Below are 26629 nucleotides of genomic sequence, written 5' to 3'. Positions count from 1 at the left end.
TATCCGTTTTGTAGGCAAACGCTGTGTGTGCGAGCTGTCACAGCGGGTACGTTCTTGCCCCGCCGGACACCGGAATCAGGCGCCCGGCTTGCACCAGAGAGGGCCCAGCCATGGTGTCGACAGGGGCAGTTCCCAACCTCGCCTTCCGGCGGCTGCGCGGACCGCGCTCCGCCGGGGAGTTTGCTGCCGCGGTACGCAGGTCCGCCCGCGAGATCGGCGAGCAGGTCGCGTGCGACGCCCGGTACATCGGACGCGTGGAGTCCGGCGAGATCCGCTGTCCCAACTACGCGTACGAACGGGTCTTCCTCCACATGTTCCCCGGGGCGACCCTGGCGGATCTGGGCTTCTCGGCGCGCGAGTCCGTACGTGGCCGGGCGGCGAGAACCACCGGCAACGCCCCCGACTGCCCTGACGCTCCTGATACCCCACCACCCCCCACGCTCCAGAGCGACACCGACGAGGAGAGCGACGTGCTGCGTCGCGTATTCATGACGAGCGGCACCACCGCGATGGCGGCCGCATCCCTGGGCCTCGGCCTCGGCACCACGACCATCGCCGCCGCTGCCCTGCCCGCCCAAAGGCGAGTCGGCGAGGCCGAGGTGACGGCCGTCGAGAAGGCGGTACGGCAGATCCGGCTGCTGGACGACCGGCACGGGGGCGGCGGCCTCTACCGGCGGGCCGCGCAACCGCTGCGGGCCGCATACGCCCTGCTGGACCAGGGGACCATCACCCGCCGGTCCACCTCCGACCGGCTGCACGCCGGGGCCGGTGAACTGGCCATCTCGGTGGGGTGGCTGGCGCATGACTCAGGACGCTTCGATGACGCCCGCTCGCACTACGCGGAGGCACTGGCCACGGCTCGGGTGGCCGGGGACCCGGCGCTGGAGGCGCATGCGTTCTGCAACGCGTCGTTCCTGGCGAGGGACACGGGGAGGCCCCGTGAGGCGGTACGCGCGGCAGAGGCCGGGCAGCGGGCGGCGGGACCACTGGGTTCACCGCGACTGCTGGCGCTGCTCGCGCTGCGGGAGGCAGGGGGCCGGGCCGGGCTCGGCGACCGGAGCGGTTGCGAACGGGCGCTGGGGCGGGCACACACGGCGTTCGGCCATGGGGCGTCCGATGCCGACCCGGAGTGGATGACGTTCTTCCGGGAGGCGGAACTGGAGATGCTGGAGGCGCAGTGCTGGTCGGCGCTGGGCGACTGGCCGCGGGCGGCCCGCCATGCACGGCGGGCCACGCAGCTCCAGGATCCGCACTTCACCCGGAACCTGGCGCTGTACCGCGCCGAGTTGACGACGGACCTGGCCCGGGCCGGGGCCGCGGCGGAGGCGGCCACGGCGGGACAGCAGGTGCTGGACCTGCTGGCCCAGGTCCAGTCCTCCCGTATCCGGGCGATGCTGGCAGCGGCGGTGCAGGTGCTGCGGGCGCAGCGGGGGTCACCTGAGGTGACGGAGTTCCTGGAGCGGTACGGAGATGCAGGGGCGCAGGTGTAGGGCGGGGTGCCGGGGCACCACGCGGCCGGGTGAGGGCAGACCTCACCGGTCCAGGTGGCCCGTGTCGTTCCAGCGTTCGAGGGCCGGTGCCCCGTATGCCCACCCGAGCACCGAGAGCGACGTCGGGTCCAGGCGGATGCGGGACGCGAACGACACGTCCTCGCCCAGCCAGCGCGCCCCCAGCGCCCGCAGGATGTGACCGTGCGCGAAGACCAGCACGTCGCGGTCGGCCGAGCGCGCCCAGTCGACGATCTCGTCCGCACGAGCGGACAGCTCGGACAGGGTCTCGCCGTCCGGTACCCCGTCGCGCCAGATGAACCAGCCCGGCCGGATCGCCTGGATCTCGGCCGGTGTCATGCCCTCGTACGCCCCGTAGTCCCACTCCATGAGCGCGTCCCACGGCTGCGCCCGGTCCGCGAAGCCCGCTATGTCGCAGGTCTCCCTGGCGCGGACGAGCGGGCTGGTGCGGACCTCCAGGCCCGGCAGGTCCGCCCACGCACCGCGGTGCAGCCGCTCGCCCAGCAACTTGGCGCCCGCGCGGCCGGCGTCGAGCAGAGGAATGTCGGTCCTGCCGGTGTGATTGCCCTTGACGGACCATTCCGTCTGGCCGTGCCGGGCGAGCAGGATACGCGGTGCCATGACGGCTCTCCCTGAATCTTGGTTCGGAGAAAACGACAACAGGGACGGGTGATCCGCCTTTTCCATCATCGCTCACGTGTCCGGCAGGCAACCTCCGGGGCCGAACAGGCGTCCCCTTCCCCGCGGAGAGATCTCCGTACGAACCGGGGCATCCGCAGGGGTACCCCGGGGAAAACGCGGCCGATCTGCGCCTTACGGTTGAACGGCCGCCCTCGGTCGCATGAACACATGATGGAGAGCTTCCGAATGCCGCTTGCCACCGCGCCCGCGCCGAGCCACCGGCCTCGCTGGTGGGCCGAGCTGCCGCTGATCGCGGTCGTGTACGCGGTCTACTCGGTGGGCCGGCTGCTGGTCCGCAGCGACGTGTCGACCGCTGTGGACCACGGGCTGCGGATACTGCATCTGGAGAAGACCCTCTTCCTCAACGCCGAGCACCCGCTCAACCGGCTGATGACCGCCCACCCGTCCATCGGCATACCCGCCGACTTCGCGTACGCCTCACTGCACTACCTGGTCACCCCGGCGGTCCTGATCTGGATCTACCGGCGCCGCGCCGCCGTGTACCGCACCGCCCGCACCTGGTTGATGACCTCCACACTGCTCGGCCTGGTCGGCTTCGCGCTGCTGCCGACCTGCCCACCGCGGCTGCTGCAGGCCACTCACGGCTTCGTCGACACGATGGCCCAGTACAGCTCGTACGGCTGGTGGGGAACCGAGGCGAGCGCGCCGCGCGGGCTGGGCTGGATGACCAACCAGTACGCCGCGATGCCGAGCCTGCACGTCGGCTGGGCGCTGTGGTGCGGCGTCCTGCTCTGGCGTCACGCGCGGCACCCGCTGGTACGCGCCGCGGGCGTCATGTACCCGCTGGTCACCACGATCGTCGTGATGGGCACGGCCAACCACTACTTCCTCGACGCGGTCGCGGGCGCTGCCGTGATGAGCCTCGGAGCGCTGCTGACCGGATCGGTCATACGGCTCGCCGACCGGGTGAAGGCCGCGGTACGGGCCCGGTTCGCACCGGTCGATCCGGCCACGAGGTCCCCGATTGTCAGTGCCGGATGCAAGACTTCCGCGGGTGAGCGAATCCCCGGCCAGCGGACCTCCTCCGCAGACTCCACCGATGACGCAGCATCGGGCGACGCCGCAGACGACGGCGCTCCGGCAGCGGCTCGCTGAGCTGCGCGGTCCGGCCGTCGCCCCGCATCCGCTCGATGCCCGCGCGCTGGCCGCCCTCGCCGCGAACCCCGGCTGCAAGCGGCGCGCCCTGCTGGACGGTGCCGGGGTGGACAAGGCCGCGCTGGCGACAGCGCTCGGCTCCCCCGCCGCGTTCGGCCAGTCGCAGTTCGCGTTCATGCGGGGCAACGCCTTCGAGGCGAAGGTCAAGGCCGACGGCGGTACGGAGCTGATGCGGCTGCTGTACGAGCGGCTCGGCGGCGGCAGCGGGGCGCCGCGCGAGGTCCTGGTACCGGATCTGACGGCGGCCGGTCCCGAGGGGCGCGCGGCCCGTACCGCGCTGGCGCTGCGGGAGGCGACGGGGGCGGGCGGCTGGGCGCTGCTCGACCATCCGATGCTGGCCCTGGAGGTGGCGGGCTCGCCCGCCTATCTGGAGCCGGACGCGGTGGTCGTGCACCCCGACGGCCGCTGGACGGTTGTGGAGATCAAGTCGTTCCCCATGATCGACAGTTCCGCGGACGCGGCGAAGGTCGGCGCGGCGGCCCGGCAGTCCGCGGTGTACGTCCTGGCGCTGGAGCGGATCGCGGCGGTCACACAGGGTGCAGAGGTCGGCCACCGGGTGCTGCTGGTCTGCCCGAAGGACTTCTCCAACCTGCCGACGGCGTCGGTGGTGGATGTGCGCAAGCAGCGCGCGGTCACCCGCCGTCAGCTGACCCGGCTGACCCGGATCGAGGAGATCGCGGCCGCCCTGCCCGAGGGCACCACCTTCGACCCGGAGTGTTCGCCGCAGCAGCTGACGGCCGCGGTCGAATCGGTCACGGCGGCGTACGCACCGGAGTGCCTGGCCGCCTGCGAACTGGCCTTCCACTGCCGGGCCAAGGCACGCTCGGCCGGTGCGGTGCAGGCCCTGGGCCGGAGCGTCCGGGGCGAGCTCGGAGGTCTGACGACGGTCTCCGAGGTGCTGGCCGCGGCTGCGGGCAAGGAGGGCGACCCGGCGGATCCGGCGGTCGCTGCCCTGCGCCGCGCGGCGGCGCTGCGTGCGGAGGCGCTGGAAAGACCGACCGGCCCGGCGGCTCCGGAGGGCGCAACGGTATGTCGCTGATCAGCACCCTGGCCCGGCTCGAGGCCGTGGAGAGCGGGCGGGCGCAGCCGATGGCCACCGTTCTGCACCGCCATCTCACCGGCCGGCCGCTCGTCCTCGTGCCGCTGACCACCGCCGGTGAGGCGGGCGCCCCGCTCGGCGCGCTCGTGGGAACCGACCGGGACGCGCCGCGGCTGCTGACCGTGGCCCAGCCGCGCGACCGTGACCTGCGGTTCGCGTTCCTCGCCGACCTGGCCGAGGCGGTCCTGCCGCACATCGAGTCGTACGCGGACGTGGTCGAGCCGGCCGAGCGCAACGAGACCGATCCCGAGACCGGCAAGAAGGTCAAGGTCGAGGTCGAACTGTGCACGGACGCGCCGCAGTTGATCGTGCCGAGCCGGGCAGGTATCGACTTCGTACGGCTGCTGGGCCGTTCCATGCGGTTCCGGCGCACCGCCGAGGACGATCCGGACACCCCGTACCCTGCCCCGGCCCGTGTCCCGCTGCTCGGCCGCTGGCTGACGCACTACGGGGAGCGGGCCCGGGTGCCGGGCTCCTCGCTGCTCCTCGCCGCGACCGACCTGCTGAACCGGCACTGGGCGACCGGACAGTCCACGCTGGAGGACCAGCATCTGGGGGCCCTGCTCGCCTGGATCGACCCTCCTGCGGGCGAGTCCGGGGCGGAGGCCGCGCTCCGGGCCGAGCTGGAGCGGGACGGCGGCGGCCAGCTGGTGTGCCCGCCGGCCGGTCCGGCCACGGACCCGGCGTTCGACAACCGGCTGCTCGCACCAGCGATCGAGAAGTACGACCGGGCGCGCACGGCACTCGCGGCGGCCGAGGACGGGCTCGCGGCCGACGCCCGGCTCGCCGAACTGACAGCGGCCGAACGGGAGATCGGTTCGCTGCTCGCCGGGGTGCTGCGGCCCACCTGGGATGCGGTGTGGCGGGGGCTGGACCTGATGATGCAGCTGCCGCCCGGGTCCAGGTCCGAGGACCGCTGGACCCGGGACCGCTGGTCGTTCACCGGCCACCGGGACCGGGTGCGGTCCGGGGAGCCGCCGCAGCCGCGGCGGGACGACGCGGTGACGGCAGCCCAGAAGCTGGCGTCCCGGGAGACGGCGCAGACGCAGCTGGAGGCCCAGGAGGCGCTGGACGATCCGCTGGTGCTGGCGGGGCGGCGACTGGCCGGCGAGGCGTTCGTCGGGGAGGTGACGGAGGTGGTGATGGCGTACAGCGAGTCGAAGCGGCCATCGCCGCGTCCGCTGGTCACGGTCCGGACGGACGAGCGCCCACATCTCGGTGAGCGGACGAAGGTGTACCGCTCGCTGGACGGCAGGCCGCAGACCGCCGAGTTCGTGGAGTACGCCTCCGAGGACGCCGCCGGACCGGATGAGGCCCTGCTCGTGCTGCGGATCACCGACCGGATGGGCCGGAGCAAGGAGCCGGCCCCGGGTTCGCTGCCGGAGCCCGGCGACCGGATCGCGTGGACGCTGTTCGAGCACGATCAGCGCGGCGGCCCGAAGCTGCCGGACCCGGAGGACACCCCCTGGACGCACGGCGGTCCGCCGGGCGCCGCCGCCGAGAACCCCGACCTCGTGACCGCGGAGGACCTTCTGTGACAGCCGTATTCGACCCGGGCGCGGCGGCGGGACGGGCAACCACCGCGATCCTGGACGACACGCTGCACGGCACGGCACGCGGCATCGTGGTGGACTCCCCGCCGGGCGCGGGCAAGTCGACGCTCGTGGTGCGCGCCGCACTCGAACTGGCGGCCGCCGGGCGCCCGTTGATGGTGGTCGCGCAGACCAACGCCCAGGTCGACGACCTGGTGGTGCGACTGGCCGAGAAGGACCCGGGGCTGCCGGTCGGGCGGCTGCACAGCAATGACTCGGACCCGTACGACAAGGTGCTGGACGGCCTGGCCAACGTACGGAAATCGGCAAAGGCGGCGGACCTCGCCGGACTTGACGTCGTCATCTCGACGGCCGCCAAGTGGGCGCATGTGAAGAACGTCGAGCCGTGGGGGCACGCGATCGTCGACGAGGCGTACCAGATGCGCTCGGACGCGCTGCTGGCCGTCGCCGGGCTCTTCGAACGGGCGCTGTTCGTCGGCGATCCCGGCCAGCTGGACCCGTTCTCGATCGTCGGCGCGGACCAGTGGGCGGGGTTGTCGTACGACCCGTCGGCGAGCGCGGTCTCCACCCTGCTGGCGCACAACCCGGAGTTGCCGCAGCACCGGCTGCCGGTGTCGTGGCGGCTGCCCGCGTCGGCGGCTCCGCTGGTCTCGGACGCGTTCTACCCGTACACCCCGTTCCGCAGCGGCACGGACCACGGCGACCGGCGGCTGTCGTTCGGTGTCGCGTCGGACGGCTCCGCCCCGGACCGGGTGCTGGACGAGGCCGCGGAGTCCGGCTGGGGCCTGCTCGAACTTCCGGCCCGGCACACCCCGCGTACGGATCCGGAGGCGGTGCGGGCGGTGGCTCTGGTGGTGCGCCGTCTGCTGGACCGGGGCGGCGCGGCGACGAGCGAGCGCTCCCCCGAGCCCGCTGCGGTGACGGCGGACCGGGTCGCGGTCGGCACCGCCCATCGGGACCAGGCCGCGGCGGTACGGGCCGCGCTCGCGGAGCTCGGTGTGACGGGTGTGGCGGTGGACACGGCGAACCGGCTCCAGGGCCGCGAATTCGATGTGACGGTGGTCCTGCACCCGCTGTCCGGCCGCCCGGACGCCACGGCGTTCCACCTGGAGACGGGCCGACTGTGCGTCCTGGCCTCGCGGCACCGCCATGCCTGCGTCGTGGTCTGCCGCGAGGGCGTCTCCGACCTGCTGGACGAACATCCGTCGACGGAACCGGTCCAGCTGGGTGTCACGGTGAAGTTCCCCGACGGCTGGGAGGCGAACCACGCGGTCCTGGCGCATCTCGCGGAACACCGGGTGCGGTGGGCGCCGTGACGCCGCCGGTGCGGAGGGCGCCGTAGCGTCGCCGGTGCTGTGGCATCCGTCACGGCGCCGGTGCGATGGCGTCCGTAACGTCGTCGGGCCGTGGGCGATGGGCCACCGTGGGGCGCGCGTCGCGCCCGGTGTGTTGGTGCGCACCCCCGCGCACCGGCCCCGTGCACCTTCCCGAAGCGCACTTGCGGCGGGTTGGACAATAGAGGGTGGCCGTCGGGCCCACCGAAGGAGGAACACCACATGGCACAACCCGAGCGGAACGAGCGGCAGCGGCTGCGCCCCGCGCCCCTGCTCTTCGAGCCGTCGGCGGCGGTCGCCGATCCCGAGCACTTCTTCGACCTGGAGTCGATGGACGACCCGAAGGAGATGCTGGACCGCGCCACCGAGCTGACCCTGGCATTCCGCGCCGCGACCGACCGCGCGGTCGAGTTCCAGGCGATCGCCGCTGCCCAGCTGGCCGACCCGCGCCGGTTCGACCGGCTGACCACCGCGGACATCGCGGAGCGCGCGGAGTGGACCGAGGACTACGCGAAGAAGATGGTCGAATTCGGCCGGAGCCTGCTGGGCGGCGCCAGACCGTGACGCCGGAGCGTCCTGCCCTTGCCGGGAGCTGACTCCGGGTACAGCCGCTGGCATATGCCCGCGGGCAAGATACTCCTCCCCCCACCACCCTGTCCCGATTTCCGGCAACTCTTGGAATCCGGACCGTCACTCCCGGTAGACCAGTGCACATGAGTGCATGGCTGCCAGACCAATCGACCCTGTACCCCGGCACCGGGTCCCACCACAGCGTCGACATCTTCGCCGCCCTGCGGGACCAGACCGGGGACCGGACCGGAACCCAGGCCGGGTCCCAGCCCGGGAATCCAGCCGGGCATCAGACCGCGCAGGTCACCGCGGCGGGCGCCGCCTGGCTCGCCGGCGCCACGGCCTATCCGCGCTCCACGCTCACCCAGTGGCAGGCCCACCCCGGCTCCCCCGGCGTGCTGCCGTGCGGCTCCGCGTTCGACGTGGTCAATGTCCCCGCGCTCTTCGGGCGGCGCATGCTGGAGCACCTGTGGGCCGACGGGCCCGGCTCGGGCCCGGTCGCCTCACACCGCGGGCGGATGCTGCTGTTCGCCGCTCCCGGGACCGCCCAGCGGCTGCCGTCGCTGCTCGACTGGGAGGAGTGGGGCAGTCGCCCCGAGCCGGTGACGGAACACGACCCGCAGGCGCCCGGAGGGCCGGACGACCAGGCGAACAGGTTCCCGCCGCTGCTCTGTCACGGCACCGGCGACGCGGTGACCGTCCCGCCCCTGGCCTGCGGTTCCACCTCTCCCGGGCCCCGGTGGGTGGTCGCCCCCGACACTCGTCACCCGTGGCTGCCGGGCCCCGACGTACTTCTCTGGGCCTGTGTACGCGTGACCCGCTCGGCGCCCGCGTCGACGGCCAGGAATTCGATTTTTCCTCCCGCCGATCAGGATGCTAAGGTCTACGACGTCAGCAGGCGCCGCTAGCTCAGTTGGTTAGAGCAGCTGACTCTTAATCAGCGGGTCCGGGGTTCGAGTCCCTGGCGGCGCACAGACGGAAGAGGCCCCTCGCGCAAGCGGGGGGCTTCTTCGTTTCACCGCCGGACCGGTTGCTCACGTGCCGGTGGTGATCCTGACCGTCCACGCACCCGACGGCGTCCGGTCCGCGACCTCGACCCTGGTGTGCTCACCGGGAATGGTGTACGTCTCCCCGACCCGCAGCGGGGCGTCCGCGAGCGGCGGGTAGACCGACAGGTCCCAGCAGGCGTCGGTGTGGGGGTGGGTGTCGATGACCTGGATGGGCCCGCCACCGGACGACGTCCCGTTGCGGACCCGGTAGATCAGCACCCCTTCGCTGCAGGTCGACCGGTCGTTGCCGGTGGCGCTGCGGGCCTCCATCGCCACCACGCCGCCCACCCCGGTCCTGATCACCGCGAGCCGCGTCCCGAGGGACGCGCCACGCGCCGGTGCGGCGGCCATCGACTCCAGGGTGATGTCCTGCGTGCGCTGGATGCACACCACCTGCCCGCGGTCCAGCCAGCCCACCTTCCACTTCTGCCAGCCGAACAGATCCGGCGCGAGGCCGAACTGGCTGCCCATCACGTCCCAGTCGCCGACGTACGTGTCCCAGTCGCCCTTGCCGTCCGTCGGCCGGTGGTAGAGGTCCGGCAGGTCGAAGACGTGCCCGGTCTCATGGGCCAGCACGTTCCGGTCCGGCGGATGCTGTTCGAAAACGGTGACGACACGTCTGATGTCCGCGCCGTCGGCGTGCAGCGGCTGGTCGAAGTTGACGACCTTGGTGGCATCGGAGTCGACGCCGGGAGCGTCCGGGTCGGCGACCAGATAGACGATGTCGTACTTCGAGAAGTCGACCTGGTCGTCGGCTGCGGCAATCGCGTCACGCAGATACTCGCTGCGCCGACCGTCGTCCCAGTCACGCTTTATCCCGTACGCGGTGGAGCTCCGGGGCATCTGGATCCAGTGCCGCTGCGGGTGCGTGCGCAGAGTGAACTTCCCGTACGAGGCGCGCTGGAAGAACTGGGTGGTGGCGGGGAAGTAGTCGGCGGTCAGCTCGGCGGGGGTGGTGATGGGGCGGGCGTCCGTGAAGGAGAGGAAGATCATGACCGCGTCGAGCGCGTGGTCGGGGCGCGGGTAGGCGTCGTTCCAGTCACCCACTCCCAGCGAGTGGTGCACCTCGGTCCGGGGCAGGGCGCACGGGCCGGCCGCTCCGGTGGCGGCCACGGCCGGACCGGCGACAAGAGAGATGGCGGCGAGCGCCAGAAGCGCGATCAGCCCTGCCAGCACGCCACGCGGACTCGGCCTCTCCACTCCCGCGAGTCTGCGCTTATGCGGCACATCGACCTCCGGGTGCGGGATGCGGGACTCGCAACCCAGCCTGTTCCGGTTTGGTGGTGTACGCCCTGTTGTGCTGCCCCACTCGGGTAAACAGACCGCACCCGATGCCTTTTCACGGACAGTCATAATCGATCACCGCAACTGCGCAAGACAGACTCAAGATCGACTGGAAAGAACAGAGCCGCACAGAAACAATCAGTCCTGGGCAAACCGGATCGGCGCGCAAATGGTCCATGCGGGGTGATCGGCGGGCCCGGATCGGGAGCGGAGCTGGAACGGGCCGGACGACAACCTCTATGCTTCACCACGCTTTCCTGCGTGGTTTCCGCCCCGACAGCGGCACTCCACGCGGCGGGCCCAGTCCGACCACATCTGTTCAGGACAGAACTGCACGGCGGGAGCGAGCGGTGAGCGAAACCTCCGAAGGGCCGAGGCCCCCGGCAGGCACAGCACCCCCTACCGCGCGACCGCCGGTCACGGAGCGTCATACGGATCCCGCGTCGGCGCGGGCCGGAAACGAGGCCGCGGACGGGATCGCGGAGGCCGGAGACGGCCTCGCAGACGGAACGGCCGACGGCATCGGCGAGTCCGGGCCGGTCGGCCGTGGCACCGACTACCGGGCCGCCTTCCGGGCCGCCGCCCTTCCGATGGCCGTCGTCGACCACGAAGGCCTGATCCTCACCGCCAACGACGCCCTCGGCACGCTGCTCGGCGCCGCCCCCGCGGCGCTGACCGCGCAGTCCGCGTCCGATCTGCTCGACGTCTCGTCGGACGGCCGCACCTGGCATGCGTACCGCGAGGTGCTGCGCGGCAGGCGCTCCCGGTTCCGCTGCACGCGCAGGCTCAAGCACCCCGACGGGCGCTCGCTGTGGGCCGAGATCACCGTCGCACCGATGCCGCAGACGCCGCCCGGTTCCTCCGCCGGTTCCTGTCCCGTACTGCTCTCCGTCGCCGACATCAGCGACCGGCGCGAGCTGCAGAAGCGGCTGCGCCACCTCCAGATGCACGACCCGGTGACCCGGCTGCCCAACCGGACGCTGTTCTTCGAACGCCTCTCGGCCGCCCTGGAGACCCCGCCGGACCAGGACGGTCCCCGGCGGCACGGCCGGATCGGGCTCTGCTACCTCGACCTGGACGGGTTCAAGGCCGTCAACGACACGATGGGCCATCGGGTCGGCGACCGGCTGCTCGCCGCCGTCGCCGCCAGACTCACCGACTGCGCCGAACGGGAGAACCAGCACCGCACCGGCGCCTCACTCGTGGCGCGCCTCGGTGGCGACGAGTTCGCGATCCTCGTCGAGGAGTCCGCCGGTACGCAGCAGCTCACCGATCTCGCCCGCGTGGTGCTCACCGCCCTGCAGAAACCGTTCGACCTGGCCGGCCAGCGGCTGGCCGTATCTGCGTCGATCGGCGTGGTGGAGCGGGCCGTGGCCGGCACCTCGGCGACCGGTCTGATGCAGGCCGCCGACACCACGCTGTACTGGGCGAAGGCGGACGGGAAAGCCCGCTGGACACTCTTCGACCCCGAGCGCAACGCTCACCGGATGACGCGGCAGGCGCTCTCGTCCACGCTGCGGCCTGCGGTCGAGCGCGGCGAGTTCACCATCGAGTACCAGCCGCTGGTCGGGATGGCCGACGGAGTCGTACGCGGGGTGGAGGCCCTGGTCCGCTGGAACCACCCGCAGTTCGGCATGCTCTCGCCGAATCGGTTCGTCGCGATCGCCGAGGAGGACGGTTCGATCGTCCAGCTCGGCCGGTGGGTGCTGCAGTCGGCGTGCCGCCAGGCCCGGCGGTGGCAGCTGGACCATCCGACCGAGCCGCCGCTGTTCATCAGCGTCAATGTCGCCGTACGGCAGGTCTGGGACTCGGACCTGGTGACCGATGTCGCGGAGATCCTCGCCGAGACCGGCCTGGCACCCGGACTGCTCCAGCTCGAACTGACCGAGTCCGCGGTGATGGGCTCGGCGGGCCGCCCCCTGGAGGCGCTCCAGGCGCTCAGCGACATGGGCGTCCGGATCGCCATCGACGACTTCGGGACCGGCTACTCGAACCTCGCCTATCTGAGCCGGCTGCCGGTGTCGGTACTGAAGCTGGACGGCTCGTTCGTACGTGGCTTCCGTTACGACGACGGCGCGCACCCCAGCCCCGCCGACGAGACGATCGTCGAGGCGATGGTGCAACTGGCGCACCGGCTGGGCCTGACGGTCACCGCGGAGTGCGTGGAGACCGCGGGCCAGGCGGAGCGACTGCGCCGGATCGGCTGCGACACGGGCCAGGGCTGGCTCTACTCACGAGCGGTGGCCCCGGAACGCATCGCGGAACTGATCGGCGCCAGATCCCTGCACCACTGAGCACCCTGCAAACCAAGCCCGCCCGGCGATCGAGGGCAGCTGTCAGCCCGCCCGCCAAAACCAAGCCCGCCCCGCGATCGAGGGCACCTGTCAGCCCGCCCGGCGCTTGAGGACAGAACCGTCAGGCGGACGAACCCGCACAACCCTCAGCCACGCAACCCATACGCATCCGCGATCAGCTCATAACTCCGCACCCGCGCCTCACCCCCATGCGCATTGGCAGTGATCATCAACTCATCCGCACCGGTCCGCTTGGCCAGGTCGTCCAGCCCGGAGCGGACCTCGTCCGCCGTTCCGTGGATGACATTGCCGAGCCAGCTGTCGACGAACTCACGCTCCATGGGGGTGAAGGCGTACGCCTCCGCCTCCTCGGGGGTCGGGATGAGACCGGGCCGGCCGGTGCGCAGGCGGACCATCGACAGCGCACCGGTCAGCACCTGGCGCCGGGCCTCGCGCTCCTCGTCGGCGGCCAGCGCCGAGACGCCGATCAGGGCGTACGGGGCGTCGAGCACCGCGGAAGGCTTGAACGACTCCCGGTACAGGTCGAGCGCCGGAATCGTGTTCTGCGCCGAGAAGTGGTGGGCGAAGGCGAACGGCAGGCCGAGGACGCCGGCCAGCCTCGCGCTGAAGCCGGAGGAGCCGAGCAGCCAGATCGGCGGGCGGCCGGTGGGGCCCTGCACCGGGCCCGGGACCGCGTGGATACGGGCGTACGGGTGGCCGTCGGGGAAGTCGTCGTCCAGGAACCGGGTCAGCTCGGCGAGCTGCTGCGGGAAGTCGTCGGCGCCCTCGTTCAGCCGGTCGGTGCGGCGCAGGGCGGCGGCGGTCGCGCCGTCCGTGCCGGGCGCGCGGCCGAGGCCAAGGTCGATGCGGCCGGGAGCCATGGCCTCCAGGGTGCCGAACTGTTCGGCGATGACGAGCGGGGCGTGGTTGGGCAGCATCACCCCGCCGGAGCCGAGCCGGAGCCGATCGGTGTGGGCGGCGAGATGGGCGAGGATCACGGCCGGGGACGACGAGGCGACGCCGGGCATGGAGTGGTGTTCGGCGACCCAGAGGCGGTGGAAGCCGCGGCGTTCGGCGAGTTGCGCGATGTCCACGCTGGTGCGGAGCGCCTGGGTCGCGGTGCGGCCCTGGCCCACGCTCACCAGGTCGAGCACCGAGAGCGGCACGGGGGCCGTCCCCTCGGCCCGGCCGCGAATGTCGTCGCCTCGGTTGTTGTCCACGTGAAGGCCTCTCCGGTGATGCGCTGACGTCTGGACGCGTACGTCCGAGACGACTAACAGGAGGTTGTCTCCGTTTATTCCCCGGCGTCGCTACCCCACCGGGGCCGGCGGCGCTTCCCGGGCGGCGAAGAGCGTGCCCAACTGCGGCGCCCAGGTCCGGCGGCGGGCCAGCCTCAGCGCCTCGAACACCGCCACCTGATTCGCGGTGAGAACCGGCTTCGCGAGAAGTTCTTCCAGGTCACAGATGTGCGCGGCGGTGTGCAGGGCGGTGTCCGGCAGCAGTACGGCGTCCGCCTCCGGGCGGTCCGCGGCGACGGCGAGCTCCTTCAGCCGGTCCGGACCCCACTCGGCGGCCTCGGCGGCGGTGGTGACGCCGCCGCTGTGTGTGGCGACCACGTCGATGCCCGCGGCGGCCAGGAACTCGCTGAAGAGCCGGGCGATCTCCTCGGGGTAGGTCGCGGCGACCGCGACGCGGGCGGCGCCCAGCGCCCGTACCGCCTGGACGAAGCCGAGCGACGCACTGGAGGCGGGCAGTCCCGCCGCCCGGGCCAGGGCGGTGGTCTGCCCATGGGCTCCCTCCCAGCCGTACACGAAGCTCCCGCCGGTGCTGGCCCAGACCACCGACTCGACGCCGGCGCGCCGCAGCTCCTCGATACCGGCGGCGAGGCGTTCGGGCTCTCCCAGCTTTCGCAGGGTGTCGGGGCGCCGGTCGTCCTCGCCGGGTTCGGTACGGTTCACGACCAGTCTGATGGTGGTGTCGAGGATGACCTCCATCCGTGGGAACTCGTCCTCCGCGAAGTGGCCCGGGTAGAGGAATCCGACGGTCGTCATGTCCACCCTCCTGCGCTGCTGGACCGGTGTACTGCCACTGCTGCCTCTCCCTGCCCAGTATTCCCCTCGGCAGCCGCCACCCACATTCCCGTTGACGGAGCGGGGCGGGGGTGCGAGCGTGGTCAATCCGCACATCTCAGACACAGCGGAGCCACCGTCTCTCATGCCAGAGCCCACCCTGCTCGTCCTGGACACCGACCCTTCGCCGCGTCTCGGCCGGCTGACCGGACGGGTCCGGATCCGGTACACGGACGAGGCCGGCCTCGCCGGGCAACTGCCTTACGCCGATGCTCTGCTGGTGTGGGACTTCACGTCCGACGCGGTACGCGCCGCCTGGCCGGGCGACGGGCCGCGGCCCCGCTGGGTGCATACGGCGAGCGCGGGCGTGGACCGGCTGCTCTGCCCGGAGCTGGTCGCGTCCGACACCGTACTGACCAATGCGCGGGGTGTCTTCGAGCGGCCGATCGCCGAGTACGTCCTGGGCCTGGTGCTGGCGTTCGCCAAGGACGTCCCCGGCACGCTGGAGCTGCAGCGGCAGCGGCGGTGGCGTCACCGTGAATCGCAGCAGGTCGCGGGCGCCCGCGCGGTGGTGGTCGGAGCCGGGCCGATCGGCCGGGAGATCACCCGGCTGCTGATGGCGCTGGGGGTCCAGGTGGCGCTCGTCGGGCGTACCGCGCGCCGCAGCATCCACGGCACCGAGGATCTGGACCGGCTGGCGGCGCTCGCCGACTGGGTGATCTGCGCGGCGCCGCTGACGGAGCGCACGCGCGGGATGTTCGACGCGCGGTTCTTCGGGCTGATGCAGCCGTCGGCCCGCTTCATCAATGTCGGGCGCGGGCCGATGGTCGTCGAGGACGATCTGGCCGACGCGCTGCGCAGACGGTGGATCGCGGGCGCGGCGCTCGATGTGTTCGCGCACGAACCGCTGGATCCGGGGAGCGCGCTGTGGGACGTGCCGGGGCTGATCGTGTCCCCGCACATGAGCGGCGACACCGTCGGCTGGCGGGACCGGCTGGGTGAGCAGTTCGTGGAGATGTACGAACTCTGGGCGGCCGGGAAGCCCTTGCCGAACGCGGTCGACAAGCGGCTCGGGTACGTCCCCGTCCGGGACCGGAGCGAGTGATCCCAACCGGCCGGGCCCGATGACCATTTCAGCCACCCATGACGGACATCGTCACATGACGGCGGATCATGGGCCTTTCCCCTCAAGGGAATACGCGCTGCACACCGGCCGTCGCACTCCGCCCACATGGAGACACGGAAGGGTCACGTCCCAGTCACTGTTCGATTACATGCAACCTCTTCCTGCATAGGCACACGGGATCGGGCAGGCGCTGAACCTGTCCGGACTGTTCGACCCCTCCAGGAGACTGCGAACCATGGCTGACTTCCCGAACCTGTCCCGTCGGGGCTTTCTCAACCGATCGGCGGCCGTAGGTGGTCTGCTCGTCGTGCCCGGTCTGCTCTCCGCGTGCAGCAAGACCGACGCCGGTTCCGCGGACGGTGCGGGGGCGCTCGAGGCGCTCCGCAAGCAGGGGTTCGTCCGGGTCGCGTACGCCAATGAGGCGCCGTACGGCTACATGGAGGGCAAGCAGCTCAAGGGCGAGGCGCCCACCCTGCATCGGGAAATTTTCAAGGCGCTCGGCGTCGACGAACTGAAGCCCACCCTCTCCGAGTGGGACGGCCTGATCCCCGGGTTGCAGGCGGGCAAGTACGACGTGGTCAGCGCCGGCATGGCGATCACGCCCGAACGCTGCGCCAACGCCATCTTCTCCGAGCCCGAGTTCATCTCGCCCACCGCACTGATGGTGAAGAAGGGCAACCCGAAGAAGGTCACCGACCTGGCGTCGGCGAAGGCCGCGGGGATCGTCGTCGGTGTGATGTCGGGTGCCGTCGAGGGTTCGTACGCCGAGGGCGCCGGCATCTCCAAGGACAGGATCAAGTCGCTGCAGAAGCCGCAGGACGGCGCCGACGCGGTCAAGGGCGGCCGGATCGACGCGTTCCTGCTCACCGGAATCTCGCTGCGCTGGCTGGCGAAGACCAACCCCGGCACCGAGGTCACCGAGGCCTTCCTGCCGGAGCTCGACGGCAAGCGGCAGTACAGCCCCGGCGGCGCCGTCTTCCGCAAGGGCAACGAGGACCTGCGGGACGCCTTCAACCGCGAGCTGAAGAAGATCGTCTCGGACAGGTCGCGCTATGTCGGCCTGCTCCAGGAGTACGGCTTCGGAGCCACCGAGCTGCCACCGACGACCCTGAAGACGGCCGATCTGTGCAAGGGCTGACAGGGACGGACCCCACCGCATGAGTGATTTCTTCTCCGCCTTCGTCGACGATCTGCCGCAGCTGCGCTCGGGGCTGTGGGTGACCCTCCAGGCGACCGTCCTGGGAGCGCTGCTCGCCCTGCTCCTGTCCTTCGTCCTCGGTCTGATGTCGGTCAGCCGGATGCTGGTGACGCGCGGCGTGTCACGCGTGGTCGTGGAGTTCTTCCGCGGTACCTCGCTCTACATCCAGCTGTTCTGGCTCTACTACGCGATGCCGCCGCTGACGGGGTACGAACTGACGCCGCTGCTCTGCGGCGTCGTCGCCTTCGGCCTCAATTACGGCGCGTACGGCTCCGAGGTGGTGCGCGGCGCGATCAGCTCCGTACCCCGTGCCCAGTACGAGGCGGCCGTCGCGCTGAACATGACGCCGCTGCACCGGATGCGGAAGGTGATCATTCCGCAGGCCTGGGTGCAGATGATCCCGTCCTTCACCAATCTGCTGATCCAGCTGCTGAAGTGCACCCCGCTGCTGTGGCTGATCTCCGCGGCCGACCTGATGACCGTGATCCAGCAGTTGCGCGACCGAACCGGTGAGACGCTCACGGCGTACCTGACTCTGCTGGTCGCCTACTTCGTCCTGGCCTACGCGCTGACTCTGCTGATGAACCTGCTGGAACGGAGCGCCAAGCGACGGCTGGGTCTGCCGACCGGTGCGGGCTCGCTGTTGCACAGCCGCAGCGCCACGGAGGCCGTCGCCTCCGCGACCGGAGGTGCCCGGTGAACGGCTTCGACTGGAACGCCGCCCGGGACGCACTTCCCCTGGTGCTCGAAGGTTTCCGGGTCACGCTGCTCGCGACCGCGCTCGGCACGCTCGTCGCCGCGGTCCTCGGGCTCGCCATCGCGGTCGCCGGACGGGCCCCGAGCAGGTTCGTGACCGTGCCGGTTCGGGCCGTGATGGAATTCATCCGGTCCACCCCGTTGCTCGTCCAACTGGTCGGCGCAGCAGCCCTGTTCACCGCGGTGGAGCCGCTGACGATCGGCATCGTGGTGCTGGGCGTCCACTACGCCGCGTACACCTCCGAGGTGTATCGCGCCGGGATCGACGGTGTGCCGAAGGGCCAGTGGGAGGCCTGCCGGGCGCTCTCGCTCACCCCGCGGCGGACCTGGCAGGCCGTGATCCTGCCGCAGGCGGTGCGCAATGTGCTGCCCGCCCTCGGCAACTACGCGATCTCGATGTTCAAGGAGACCCCGTTCCTCGCCGTGATCACGGTGCAGGAAATGGTCTTCGAGGCCCGTAAGTACGGCGCCGATCACTTCGCCTACACCGAGGCGTTCACGCTCGCCGGACTGGTCTTCCTGGTCGCGAGCTACCCCACCTCGCTGCTGATGAGAAAGCTGGAGAAGCGCCTTGGCCACTGAACCTCTCCCCCTGCAGAAGGCGGCGGCCGCGGCCCCCGTGGACATCGCCCCGGAACCTGCCACGTCACAGACCGGCCATCCGCTGGTCCGCTTCGACAACGTCGTGAAGCGGTACGGCGACCATGTCGTCCTCGACGGGCTGGACTTCTCGGTGCAGCGCGGCGAACACGTCACACTGATCGGTCCCAGCGGCTCGGGCAAGACCACCATCCTGCGGTTGCTGATGACGCTCGAGAAGGTCAGCGACGGGGTGATCTGGGTGGACGGCGACCCGCTGTCCCACGTCAGAGCCACCGACGGCTCGCTGAGGCCGGCGACCGAGAAGCATCTGCGCGATGCCCGGAGGAAGATCGGCATGGTCTTCCAGCAGTTCAATCTCTTTCCCCATATGAAGGTGCTGCAGAACATCACCGAGGCACCGGTCAGCGTGCTGGGCATGGACCGGGACGAGGCGGAGACCCACGCCCGTGAGCTGCTCGACCTGGTGGGTCTCTCGGAAAAGGTCGACGCACACCCTTCCCAGCTCTCCGGCGGCCAGCAGCAACGGGTGGCGATCGCCCGCGCGCTGGCGATGCAACCGGAGATCCTGCTCCTGGACGAGGTGACGTCCGCACTCGACCCGGAGCTGGTGGCGGGCGTGCTCGACCTGCTGGGCGACATCGCACGGAACACCGACATCACGATGCTCTGCGTGACCCACGAGATGAATTTCGCCCGTGACGTCTCGGAGAAGGTGCTGATGTTCGACGCAGGGCGGGTCGTGGAGGCAGGTTCGCCAGAAAAAATCTTCACCGATCCCACGCATGAACGAACGCGCGAATTCCTCGACGCGGTGCTGTGACCTCGCCCTCCATCGGCCGCTAATGACTTTGGCATATGCCAGACGGGTGCGCCCCAGATGACAGCGCCGGGGCGCCTCGTCAAGTCGTCAACAGGCCCCCCTCAAACGCCATTTGGCGGCTATCGTGGTGCGGAAGCTTGCGGTTACAACCTGGTCTTGCGGTCACAACCTGGTAGGGGGAAACCGTGGCGTTGAAGCCCGAACCGACCGCACCGTTCCACTCGGTGCAGTACGCCCTTCGCGTTCTCGAAACGGTCTCCAAGCACGGCAACGGCGTTCTGGACGCCCAGATCTCCCGCGAGACGGGGCTGCCGACCGGGCATCTCGCCCCGCTCCTGCTGATGCTGCGCCGTGAGGGCTATGTCGAGCAGGTCACCGACGGCGCCTATGTGATCGGCGCCTCGCTCCTGCTGCTCGGCTCCGGCGCCAGCCGCAGGCAGGCCCTGGAGACGAAGCTCCAGCAGACCCTGGACCAGCTCCGCGACTCGGTCGGCGCCGCGGTCTACATCAGCCGGTACGTCGACGGCGAGATCCGGGTCACCCAGTACGCCGATGGTCCGCGCACGCCCGCGGTCAACGAGTGGGTCGACTTCCGGTCCGCCGCGCACGCCAGCGCGATCGGCAAGTGCCTGCTGACCCAGCTCGACCAGAACGGCCGCCGCGACCACATCTCGCGCCACAAGATCGCCCGGCTCACCTCGCGGACCATCACCAGCGAGAAGGTCCTCTTCTCCAAACTGGACAGCCAGCCGGCGACGGTCCCGGTGCTCGACCTCCAGGAGTACGCGGTGGGGACGGTCTGCGCGGCCGTCCCGCTGACGGCGGGCTCCTCGGCCGGCTGCCTGGCACTCTCGCTGCCGGTCGAGGACGCGCACCGGCTGCGCTCGGCGGCGGACACACTGAACCGGCGGGCCGCGCCGGTCCTGCTGTCACTGGCGCTCTAGGGTCTTTCGTTTGGATCATGCTGGACCCCGCGAGCCCAGCATGATCCAAACGAGAGGCCCCAGGGGCCGTCCGGTCAGGCCGGATGTCCCCGTGGCCCCGCCGTGGGCAGGTGTCATCAGCACCTCTCGGGACCAGGTATTATTTTCGAGTCAGCAGGCGCCGCTAGCTCAGTTGGTTAGAGCAGCTGACTCTTAATCAGCGGGTCCGGGGTTCGAGTCCCTGGCGGCGCACAGACAACGCAGTGGGCGGTCTACGTAGGTTTACGTAGACCGCCCACTGCGTTTTTTACTGCCCGCCGTTCCATACAAACGTGTTACACAGGCGTACTAGACACTTGTTTTAAACGCTCGTATATTCCCTGGCATGACGAACGCGACGAGCACCACCACTGATCGCAGTGACCTCGCCGGCCGCAAGGAATGGACCGCCTTCGTGGTCCTCCTGCTCCCCCTCCTCCTTGTCTCGATGGACGTCTCCGTCCTCTTCTTCGCGATCCCGTCCATCGACCGGGACCTCGCCCCGAGTGCCACCCAGCAGCTCTGGATCTTCGATGTGTACGGCTTCGCCCTGTCCGGCCTGCTCATCACGATGGGCTCGCTCGGCGACCGGATCGGCCGCCGCAAGCTGCTGCTCCTCGGGGCGGCCGCCTTCGGCACCGCGTCCGTCGGCGCCGCATACGCCACCAGCCCCGAGATGCTGATCGCGGCGCGCGCGCTGCTCGGGATCGGCGGAGCGACGCTGATGCCGTCGACGATGGGGCTCGTACGGAACATGTTCCGCAACGAGCAGCAGCGCAGCACCGCGGTCGGCATCTGGTCCGGCGCCATGGCGGGCGGTATCGCACTCGGCTCGGTGCTCAGCGGGGTCATGCTGCAGCACTTCTGGTGGGGCTCGGTCTTCCTGCTCAATGTGCCGGCGATGGTGCTGCTGCTGGTTCTGGTGCCGGTGCTGGTCCCGGAGTTCAAGGACCCCAATCCGGGGCGGTTCGACCTGTGGAGCGTGCCGCTGTCGATGGGCGCCGTGCTCCCCGTCATCTACGGCGTCAAGGAGAGCGCCGCCCACGGTCTCGACGCGCGTAACGCCCTGCTCATCGCCGTCGGCCTGCTCGTCGGCTGGGTCTTCGTCCGCCGCCAGCGCGTCCGTGACGATGCGATGATCAGCCGGGAGCTGTTCCGCGGTGAGGGCTTCGCCGCCGGGATCGGCCTGAACTCCCTCGCCGCCTTCGCGATGATGGGTTCCGCCTTCTTCACCACCCAGTACCTCCAGTCGGTGCTCGGCATGTCCACGATGGAAGCCGCCCTGTGGAGCCTGGCCCCGTCGCTGGCGGTGGGAGCCGCGGCACCGACGGCCACGGCGATCGCCCAGCGGATCGACCGTACGTATGTCATCTCCGCCGGATTCGTCATCGCCGCCGCCGGGTTCGCTCTGCTGACCCTGTCCGATACGGACTCGCTGTGGCTGCTGCTCATCGGCTCGGCCGTGATGAGCTCGGGCATCGTCACCGTCATGGCGCTCGTCTCGGACCTGGCGCTGGCGACCGCCCCGCCGGAGAAGGCCGGTTCGGCCGCGTCACTGCTGGAGACCGGTCAGGAGTTCGGCGGCGCGATGGGCATGGCGCTGCTGGGCGCGGTCGCCACCGCGGTGTACGGAGCGGACCTGCCGGACTCCGCACCGGAGGCCGCCCGCAAGACGCTGCCCGGGGCACTGGCCACGGGCGACGCGTCGCTGATCTCCGCGGGCCGGGAGGCGTTCGTGCACAGCATGCAGTACGCGTCGGTGGCGGGATCGCTGATTCTGCTGGCGGGAGCGGTGCTTGCGGTGGCACTTCTGAGGCGCGGCAGTGGGGCCCGCAAGCAGCTGGCCCCGACGCACTGAGGGGCCGCCGACGTCACCCTGTCCGCCCTCGTTCGCCGGACGGGGGTGAGTTCCAAGCCCGTCGATGGGCCCCTCCCCTGCCCTTCAGGCCATGGGAGAGATCGAGGACAAGAGGGCTGTTCGTCCATGCGCCTCGTACTCGGCGAGCAGGCCGGCCAGTTCCTCACCCCCCAACGGGCCGTAGGCAGCACCGTCCGCCCCGTTCCACCACACCGGGTCCGTGCTCCGGAAGCCCTCGCGGCGGAGCACGACCCGGTGCACCTTGTTCGTCGCCGTGACCGGCATCGCCCGGACGATCCGCACGAAGCGGGGCGCCATCTTCGTCCCCAGATCCGGCTGGGCCGCCAGGAACGCGGCGAAGGCGGCCGGCTCGAACACCGCCCCCTCACGCAGCGCCAGCGCCGCCATCACCTGGTCGCCGGCCACCGGGTCCGGCACCGCGTACACCGCGACGGCCGCCGCGTCCCCCCAGCGGGCCAGAATGTTCTCGATCATCGTGGCCGCCAGGTTCTCGCTGTCGACGCGCAGCCGGTCGTCCGTACGGCCCGCGAAGTACAGGAAGCCGTCGAGGTCACGGAAGAACAGGTCCCCGGTCCAGTACCAGCCGCCGCGCACCCGCGCCGCGTCCGCCTCCGCGTTGCGCCAGTAGCCCTCGAAGGGTGTATGGCCCCGGTTGACCAACTCCCCTATCGCTTTGGCTCCGTTGGCCAGTCGTCCGCCCTCGTCGAAGACCGCGGCGGCGCGCTCCTCACCGGTCTCCGGGTCGACGACGGCGAGATCGTCCCGGGCGGAGGCCCGGCCGATGGCGCCCGCCGGGGTGTCCGGGGTCCGCTGGATCGCGGCGCCGCCCTCGGAGGATCCGTACCCCTCCACCAGCCGCACCCCGAACCGCTCCCGGAACCTGGCCGCGTCCACCGCGCCCGCCTCGGTGCCGAAGCCGAATCGCAGCGGATGGTCACGGTCGTCGGGGCGCTCGGGGGTCGCCAGCAGGTACTGCACGGCGCGGCCGACATAGGTGAAGTACGTGGCGCCGTACGCCCGTACGTCGTCGAGAAAGCCGGAGGCCGAGAAGCGGCGGCGCAGGGCGACCGCGGCGCCGCCGGCCAGTGCGGGGGCCCAGTCGGCGATCACTGCGTTGCCGTGGAACATCGGCATGCAGACGTAGTGGACGTCGTCGCGCCGGACCCCGAAGTGGTCGACCAGCGACTGCCCGGCCGCAGCCAGCCGCCCCTGGGTGCAGATCGCGGCCTTGGGTGCACCGGTCGACCCGGAGGTGAAGTAGAGCAGTATGCGGGTGGCGGCCCGGACCTCCCCGAGCACCGCGTCGCCCGGCTCGGCCCCCGCGTAGCCGGCGAGCAGCTCGGCGTACGCGTCGGTGTCGGTGACCAGCACCCGTACGCCCGGCAGATCGAGCCCGTCGAGCAACGGCAGATGCGCGCGTTCGGTGACCAGGACCCTGCAGTCGGTGTGCATGATGTCGCGGGCCAGCTCGGCGCCGCGCCGGGTCGGGTTGATACCCGCAACGGCGGCCCCGGCCAGGGCCGCCGCGCTCAACCACAGGGGAAATTCTGGGGTGTTGTCGAGCAGCACCCCGAGGTGCGGTTCGCTGCCCGCCGACAGCAGATCCACCAGGAGCGCCGCCCGTGCGGCAGCGCCGGCGGCGACCTGATGGTGACTGAGGACGGTGTCCTCGTGTCTCAACCCGGGCCGGTGGTCGCCCCATTGGCGCTGTACGAGCTCCGCGACGGTGCCTGCACTCCCCATGGAGCCGCACGGTAGCTGACTAGGCGTCAGAACTGAACATCGGAGCACGCGTAGAACGCGTTCCCGGTGTCCGCTATGTTCCAGACACTCAGGATGATGTGCCGCCCGGTCTTCTGGGTCGGGATGGTGCCCTGCTGGGTCAGGGTGGCCGGGGGCTGCTGACCGCCGTACGGCACGGTCATGAACGGCTGGGACTCGAGCGCCGCCCTGGTGAGTGGCTTGGTGGGGTCCCAGCCGTTCTTGGTGATGTAGTACCGGAAGTCCGTTGTGGCGTGGCGGGCGGTGAACTGCCAGCGGAAGCTGAAGCCCTGACCCGCGGTGACCTTGGTGGTGGGCCAGTTGCCGCCGCGCGGGTCGTCCAGTGCGGCGAAGTTGTCGTGGGCGCCGGAGCAGATCTTGCCATCGGCCGGACCAGCCGCCGGGAAGCCCTTGGGAGCCTCGACGCTCTGCGGCTCGTACTGGATGGCACCGCAGTTGGTGACGGTGCCATTGGCGCAGAGCTTCTGGCGGCTGATGGGGTTGTCGGTGTAGCCGTGACTGCCGGCGCTGCTCGTCGCGAACATCGAGACGCCCGCGATGGCGAGACCTATGACGGCCGCGCTTGCCCGTTTACGCATTGCTGTCGCTCCTCAAGAACGTGGGGGAGGTTCCATGAGCACTGCTTCGCGCGTGATGGTGCGGTCTAGACCAAGCCTTAGATTATTGACAGGGCATGAACATGTCCAGACCAATGGGAGTGGGATTCCGGTTCCCCACGGTGCGGTACGACGGCGCGATCAGGAGCGCTCCCCACTGGTGCGTCCGGTGTAGAAGGCCACCGTCAGGTCCTTGACCAGCGCCTTCCGTTCGTAGTCGTCGAGCGTCACGAGGCCTCGCACGGTCAGCCGGCTGACCGTGTCGTCCACCGCGTCGACCACGGAGGTCAGCACGCTGTCGCGGTGCTGGGCGTCGATGGCGGCGATCCGTCGGCGCTGCATGGAAGCGGCGACCTCCGGCGCGTACTCGATACCGGTCGGCTGCGCGGAGTACACCTCGATGCCCACCGGCTCGCATTCCCCCTTCAGCGTCAGGGTCAGCGCGTCACCGACCGCCTCCGCGTTGCGCAGGGTGTGCGCGTCCTCGTGGAAGGCGTCGGCGGGCAGCTGCGAGAGGACCCTCGCGATCGCCGACTCGACCTGCTCGCGCAGATAGTCCTCGTGGTCCGTCACCCCGAACGTCGCCCGCACCGTGTCCTTGATCCGCCACACGACGAGGACGACGACGCGCAGCGCCGTACCGTTCGCGTCCACAGCGGGCAGAGGTTCGCTCCGCCAGTGCCGAAGCCGTACATCGACACGGCGGCGCGCCAGCAGCGGGCTGATCCAGACGAGCCCGGTCCGGCGCACGGTGCCCCGGTACTCTCCGAAGAGCGTCAGCACCCACGCGCTCCCGACCCGCCCACGGCCCAGACCACCGAGCGCGACGAGCATCAGGATCACCAGCAGGAAGAGCTCCGCCAAGGCCCCGATCCCGATCCCGCCGTACGGGCGCCCACCGATCCCGGCCCGCGCGAGCAGGCCATGCGGCACTGCACCGGCCCACCACAGCACGGCGCCACCGGCGACGACGCCGGCCAGCCCGGTGAGCACCGCGATCCATCCGGGCAGTGCGGGCCCCGGCTTCTCTGTCAGGTACGGATCCGAGGTCGGAGCGGGCCGGATGGGTGCCTGCACCTGTCCCCTGCGGGCGACGGGTGCCCGCCGCACGCCCGTCGCCTTCTCCCCGCCGCCCTGCCGCGCCGGACCGGCGGGGGGCTCGGCGGAGTCGTCACGGAAGAGGGTGGGCGCGGGGGCGACAGCGGTGTGCTCCTTGGCGCCGGCGGCCTGCTGCCGCCCGGCCTCCGCTCCGACGGACGTCGGGGCGGCGGGTCCGCGGCCGGGCGCGGCATCGAGCAAGGCGTCGGACACTGTCTCGGGCACGGTGTCGGGCACGGCATCGAGCATGACGTCGGGCACGGCGTCGGGCACGACGTACGGCGCGGTATCGAGCAGGGCAGCGGGTGCGGGGTCGGGCACCGGCTCGGCTCCGACGGATCCGGGCGGCGACCATGCGGCCCCGGCCCCGAGAACCGGCACGGGATCCGAAGCCGGGGCGGACACCGAAGCCGGCACGGCTCCACCCTTGGCCCCGACCGACACCAGGTCGGCGGCCCCGGAGCCGGATGCGGCGTCGGGCGTGGCATCGCGCCCGGTGCCTGGTGCCGGCTGGACTCCGACGGATTCGGGCGGCCATACGGCCCTGACCTCGACACCCGGCACGGGGTCCGAAACCGTGGCGGACACCGAAACCGGCACGGGGTCCGGAACCGGCACGTGGTGGTCCGGAACCGGGGCAAAAGCCGAAGCCGGCGCGTGGCCGGGTGCGGCATCGAGCAAGGCATCGAGTACGGCGTCGGGCACCGGCTCGGTTCCGACGGGTCCGGGCGGCGGCCATGCGGCACTGGCCCCGGCAGCCGGCGCGGGGTCCGAAACCGGGGCGGACACCGAAGCAGGCGCGGCTCCCCCCTCGTCCTCGACCGACACCAAGCCTGCGACCACGGGACCGAGTGCGGCGTCGGGTGCGGTGCCGGGCACCGGCCCGGCTCCGACGGACTCGGGCGGCCGTACGGCCCTGACCTCGACGGCCGGTACGGGGTCCGAGACCGGGGCAGACACCGAAGCCGGTACCGGGTCCGCAGCCGGGACGGATACCGACGCCGAGGCCGCGCCGAGAGTGGAGTCCTTGGCTTCGCCGGGCACCAGGTCGAGCACCAGGTCGAGGACGGAGTCCTTCCTGTCGCCCGGCTCGGCACCCGTACGGGACTCTGCGTCGGCACCCACGCCCGGGCCCCATCCGGCCCTCGTTTCCTCGCCGCCGTTCACCGGCTCACCTTCCATCCTGTTCTCC

The 26629-nt window shown here is 71.0% G+C and carries 22 protein-coding genes and 2 tRNA genes; 17 read left to right on the top strand and 7 right to left on the bottom strand.

Annotation, left to right across the window (positions count from 1 at the left end; translation table 11 throughout):
* The first annotated feature begins 110 nt into the window (after nt 1–110).
* Nucleotides 111–1490 carry a tetratricopeptide repeat protein gene (locus tag OHB49_RS26910; protein WP_329163611.1) on the top strand — a complete coding sequence of 460 codons (1380 nt, stop codon included), beginning with the start codon at nt 111–113 and terminating at the stop codon, nt 1488–1490.
* Nucleotides 1491–1532: 42 nt separating this feature from the next.
* Here the strand turns inward: OHB49_RS26910 and OHB49_RS26905 are convergent, their stop codons facing one another.
* On the bottom strand, nt 1533–2129 hold the full coding sequence (locus tag OHB49_RS26905; RefSeq protein WP_329163610.1) for a histidine phosphatase family protein: 597 nt from the start codon (nt 2127–2129) through the stop codon (nt 1533–1535).
* A gap of 246 nt (nt 2130–2375) precedes the next feature.
* On the opposite strand from OHB49_RS26905, the gene OHB49_RS26900 reads away from it, so the two are divergent.
* From OHB49_RS26900 to OHB49_RS26870, 7 genes are all read left to right on the top strand, one after another.
* Nucleotides 2376–3305: a phosphatase PAP2 family protein gene (locus OHB49_RS26900; RefSeq protein WP_329163609.1), complete on the top strand. Its 930-nt coding sequence runs from the start codon at nt 2376–2378 to the stop codon at nt 3303–3305.
* The gene (locus OHB49_RS26895) at nt 3205–4404 is read left to right on the top strand and encodes a hypothetical protein (RefSeq protein ID WP_443079566.1); all 1200 of its coding nucleotides are present in this window, start codon (nt 3205–3207) and stop codon (nt 4402–4404) included. The genes OHB49_RS26900 and OHB49_RS26895 overlap by 101 nt, the downstream gene beginning before the upstream one ends.
* Nucleotides 4395–6002, top strand: a complete 1608-nt coding sequence (locus tag OHB49_RS26890; RefSeq protein WP_329163606.1) for a hypothetical protein — start codon at nt 4395–4397, stop codon at nt 6000–6002. Before OHB49_RS26895 ends, OHB49_RS26890 begins: the two co-directional genes overlap by 10 nt.
* Nucleotides 5999–7333, top strand: coding sequence for an AAA domain-containing protein (locus OHB49_RS26885; RefSeq protein WP_329163604.1), 1335 nt, complete (start codon nt 5999–6001; stop codon nt 7331–7333). The genes OHB49_RS26890 and OHB49_RS26885 overlap by 4 nt, the downstream gene beginning before the upstream one ends.
* 240 nt (nt 7334–7573) lie before the next feature.
* Nucleotides 7574–7915 (top strand): hypothetical protein, encoded by a 342-nt coding sequence (locus OHB49_RS26880; protein ID WP_030970908.1) that lies wholly within the window; start codon nt 7574–7576, stop codon nt 7913–7915.
* Nucleotides 7916–8064: 149 nt separating this feature from the next.
* Nucleotides 8065–8829 (top strand): hypothetical protein, encoded by a 765-nt coding sequence (locus OHB49_RS26875; RefSeq protein WP_329163602.1) that lies wholly within the window; start codon nt 8065–8067, stop codon nt 8827–8829.
* A tRNA-Lys gene (locus OHB49_RS26870) sits at nt 8820–8893 on the top strand. The genes OHB49_RS26875 and OHB49_RS26870 overlap by 10 nt, the downstream gene beginning before the upstream one ends.
* A gap of 62 nt (nt 8894–8955) precedes the next feature.
* Here OHB49_RS26870 and OHB49_RS26865 read toward each other — a convergent pair.
* Nucleotides 8956–10170, bottom strand: a complete 1215-nt coding sequence (locus OHB49_RS26865) for a M6 family metalloprotease domain-containing protein (protein WP_030970911.1) — start codon at nt 10168–10170, stop codon at nt 8956–8958.
* A gap of 434 nt (nt 10171–10604) precedes the next feature.
* Between OHB49_RS26865 and OHB49_RS26860 the strand changes: the two genes are divergently transcribed.
* Nucleotides 10605–12548, top strand: a complete 1944-nt coding sequence (locus OHB49_RS26860) for a putative bifunctional diguanylate cyclase/phosphodiesterase (protein WP_030970913.1) — start codon at nt 10605–10607, stop codon at nt 12546–12548.
* Nucleotides 12549–12694: 146 nt separating this feature from the next.
* Here OHB49_RS26860 and OHB49_RS26855 read toward each other — a convergent pair whose 3' ends face one another.
* Together OHB49_RS26855 and OHB49_RS26850 are read right to left on the bottom strand one after the other, a co-directional pair.
* On the bottom strand, nt 12695–13768 hold the full coding sequence (locus OHB49_RS26855) for an LLM class flavin-dependent oxidoreductase (RefSeq protein ID WP_329163598.1): 1074 nt from the start codon (nt 13766–13768) through the stop codon (nt 12695–12697).
* 90 nt (nt 13769–13858) lie between these two features.
* Entirely contained in the window at nt 13859–14599 is a 741-nt protein-coding gene (locus OHB49_RS26850; RefSeq protein WP_329163596.1) for a maleate cis-trans isomerase family protein, read from the bottom strand.
* 163 nt (nt 14600–14762) lie between these two features.
* Between OHB49_RS26850 and OHB49_RS26845 the strand changes: the two genes are divergently transcribed.
* The 8 genes from OHB49_RS26845 to OHB49_RS26810 all read left to right on the top strand — a co-directional run bounded on the left by OHB49_RS26845 (nt 14763) and on the right by OHB49_RS26810 (nt 21940).
* On the top strand, nt 14763–15722 hold the full coding sequence (locus tag OHB49_RS26845; RefSeq protein WP_329163595.1) for a D-2-hydroxyacid dehydrogenase: 960 nt from the start codon (nt 14763–14765) through the stop codon (nt 15720–15722).
* A gap of 256 nt (nt 15723–15978) precedes the next feature.
* The gene (gene ehuB / locus OHB49_RS26840) at nt 15979–16881 is read left to right on the top strand and encodes an ectoine/hydroxyectoine ABC transporter substrate-binding protein EhuB (protein ID WP_030970920.1); all 903 of its coding nucleotides are present in this window, start codon (nt 15979–15981) and stop codon (nt 16879–16881) included.
* Nucleotides 16882–16900: 19 nt separating this feature from the next.
* Nucleotides 16901–17641: an ectoine/hydroxyectoine ABC transporter permease subunit EhuC gene (gene ehuC / locus OHB49_RS26835; protein ID WP_030970922.1), complete on the top strand. Its 741-nt coding sequence runs from the start codon at nt 16901–16903 to the stop codon at nt 17639–17641.
* Entirely contained in the window at nt 17638–18279 is a 642-nt protein-coding gene (gene ehuD / locus OHB49_RS26830; RefSeq protein WP_030970924.1) for an ectoine/hydroxyectoine ABC transporter permease subunit EhuD, read from the top strand. The genes ehuC and ehuD overlap by 4 nt, the downstream gene beginning before the upstream one ends.
* Nucleotides 18269–19120 (top strand): ectoine/hydroxyectoine ABC transporter ATP-binding protein EhuA, encoded by an 852-nt coding sequence (gene ehuA / locus OHB49_RS26825; protein WP_329163593.1) that lies wholly within the window; start codon nt 18269–18271, stop codon nt 19118–19120. The genes ehuD and ehuA overlap by 11 nt, the downstream gene beginning before the upstream one ends.
* A 185-nt stretch (nt 19121–19305) precedes the next feature.
* Nucleotides 19306–20064: an IclR family transcriptional regulator gene (locus OHB49_RS26820; protein ID WP_329163592.1), complete on the top strand. Its 759-nt coding sequence runs from the start codon at nt 19306–19308 to the stop codon at nt 20062–20064.
* 157 nt (nt 20065–20221) lie between these two features.
* Nucleotides 20222–20295: transfer RNA gene (locus OHB49_RS26815), tRNA-Lys, on the top strand.
* A gap of 133 nt (nt 20296–20428) precedes the next feature.
* On the top strand, nt 20429–21940 hold the full coding sequence (locus tag OHB49_RS26810) for an MFS transporter (RefSeq protein WP_030970930.1): 1512 nt from the start codon (nt 20429–20431) through the stop codon (nt 21938–21940).
* 84 nt (nt 21941–22024) lie between these two features.
* On the opposite strand, the gene OHB49_RS26805 is transcribed toward OHB49_RS26810, so the two are convergent.
* The 3 genes from OHB49_RS26805 to OHB49_RS26795 form a co-directional block, all read right to left on the bottom strand.
* Complete coding sequence (locus OHB49_RS26805) at nt 22025–23704, bottom strand: AMP-binding protein (protein WP_329163589.1); 1680 nt, start codon at nt 23702–23704, stop codon at nt 22025–22027.
* A gap of 26 nt (nt 23705–23730) precedes the next feature.
* A complete protein-coding gene (locus OHB49_RS26800) occupies nt 23731–24321 on the bottom strand; it encodes a lytic polysaccharide monooxygenase auxiliary activity family 9 protein (RefSeq protein WP_030970933.1) in 591 nt (196 codons plus the stop codon).
* Nucleotides 24322–24480: 159 nt separating this feature from the next.
* Nucleotides 24481–26619, bottom strand: coding sequence for an SPFH domain-containing protein (locus tag OHB49_RS26795; protein ID WP_329163587.1), 2139 nt, complete (start codon nt 26617–26619; stop codon nt 24481–24483).
* Nucleotides 26620–26629 lie beyond the last annotated feature (10 nt).

It is taken from the genome of Streptomyces sp. NBC_01717 (assembly GCF_036248255.1).
Classification (GTDB): domain Bacteria; phylum Actinomycetota; class Actinomycetes; order Streptomycetales; family Streptomycetaceae; genus Streptomyces.
This window is presented reverse-complemented; position numbering and strand designations above follow the sequence as displayed.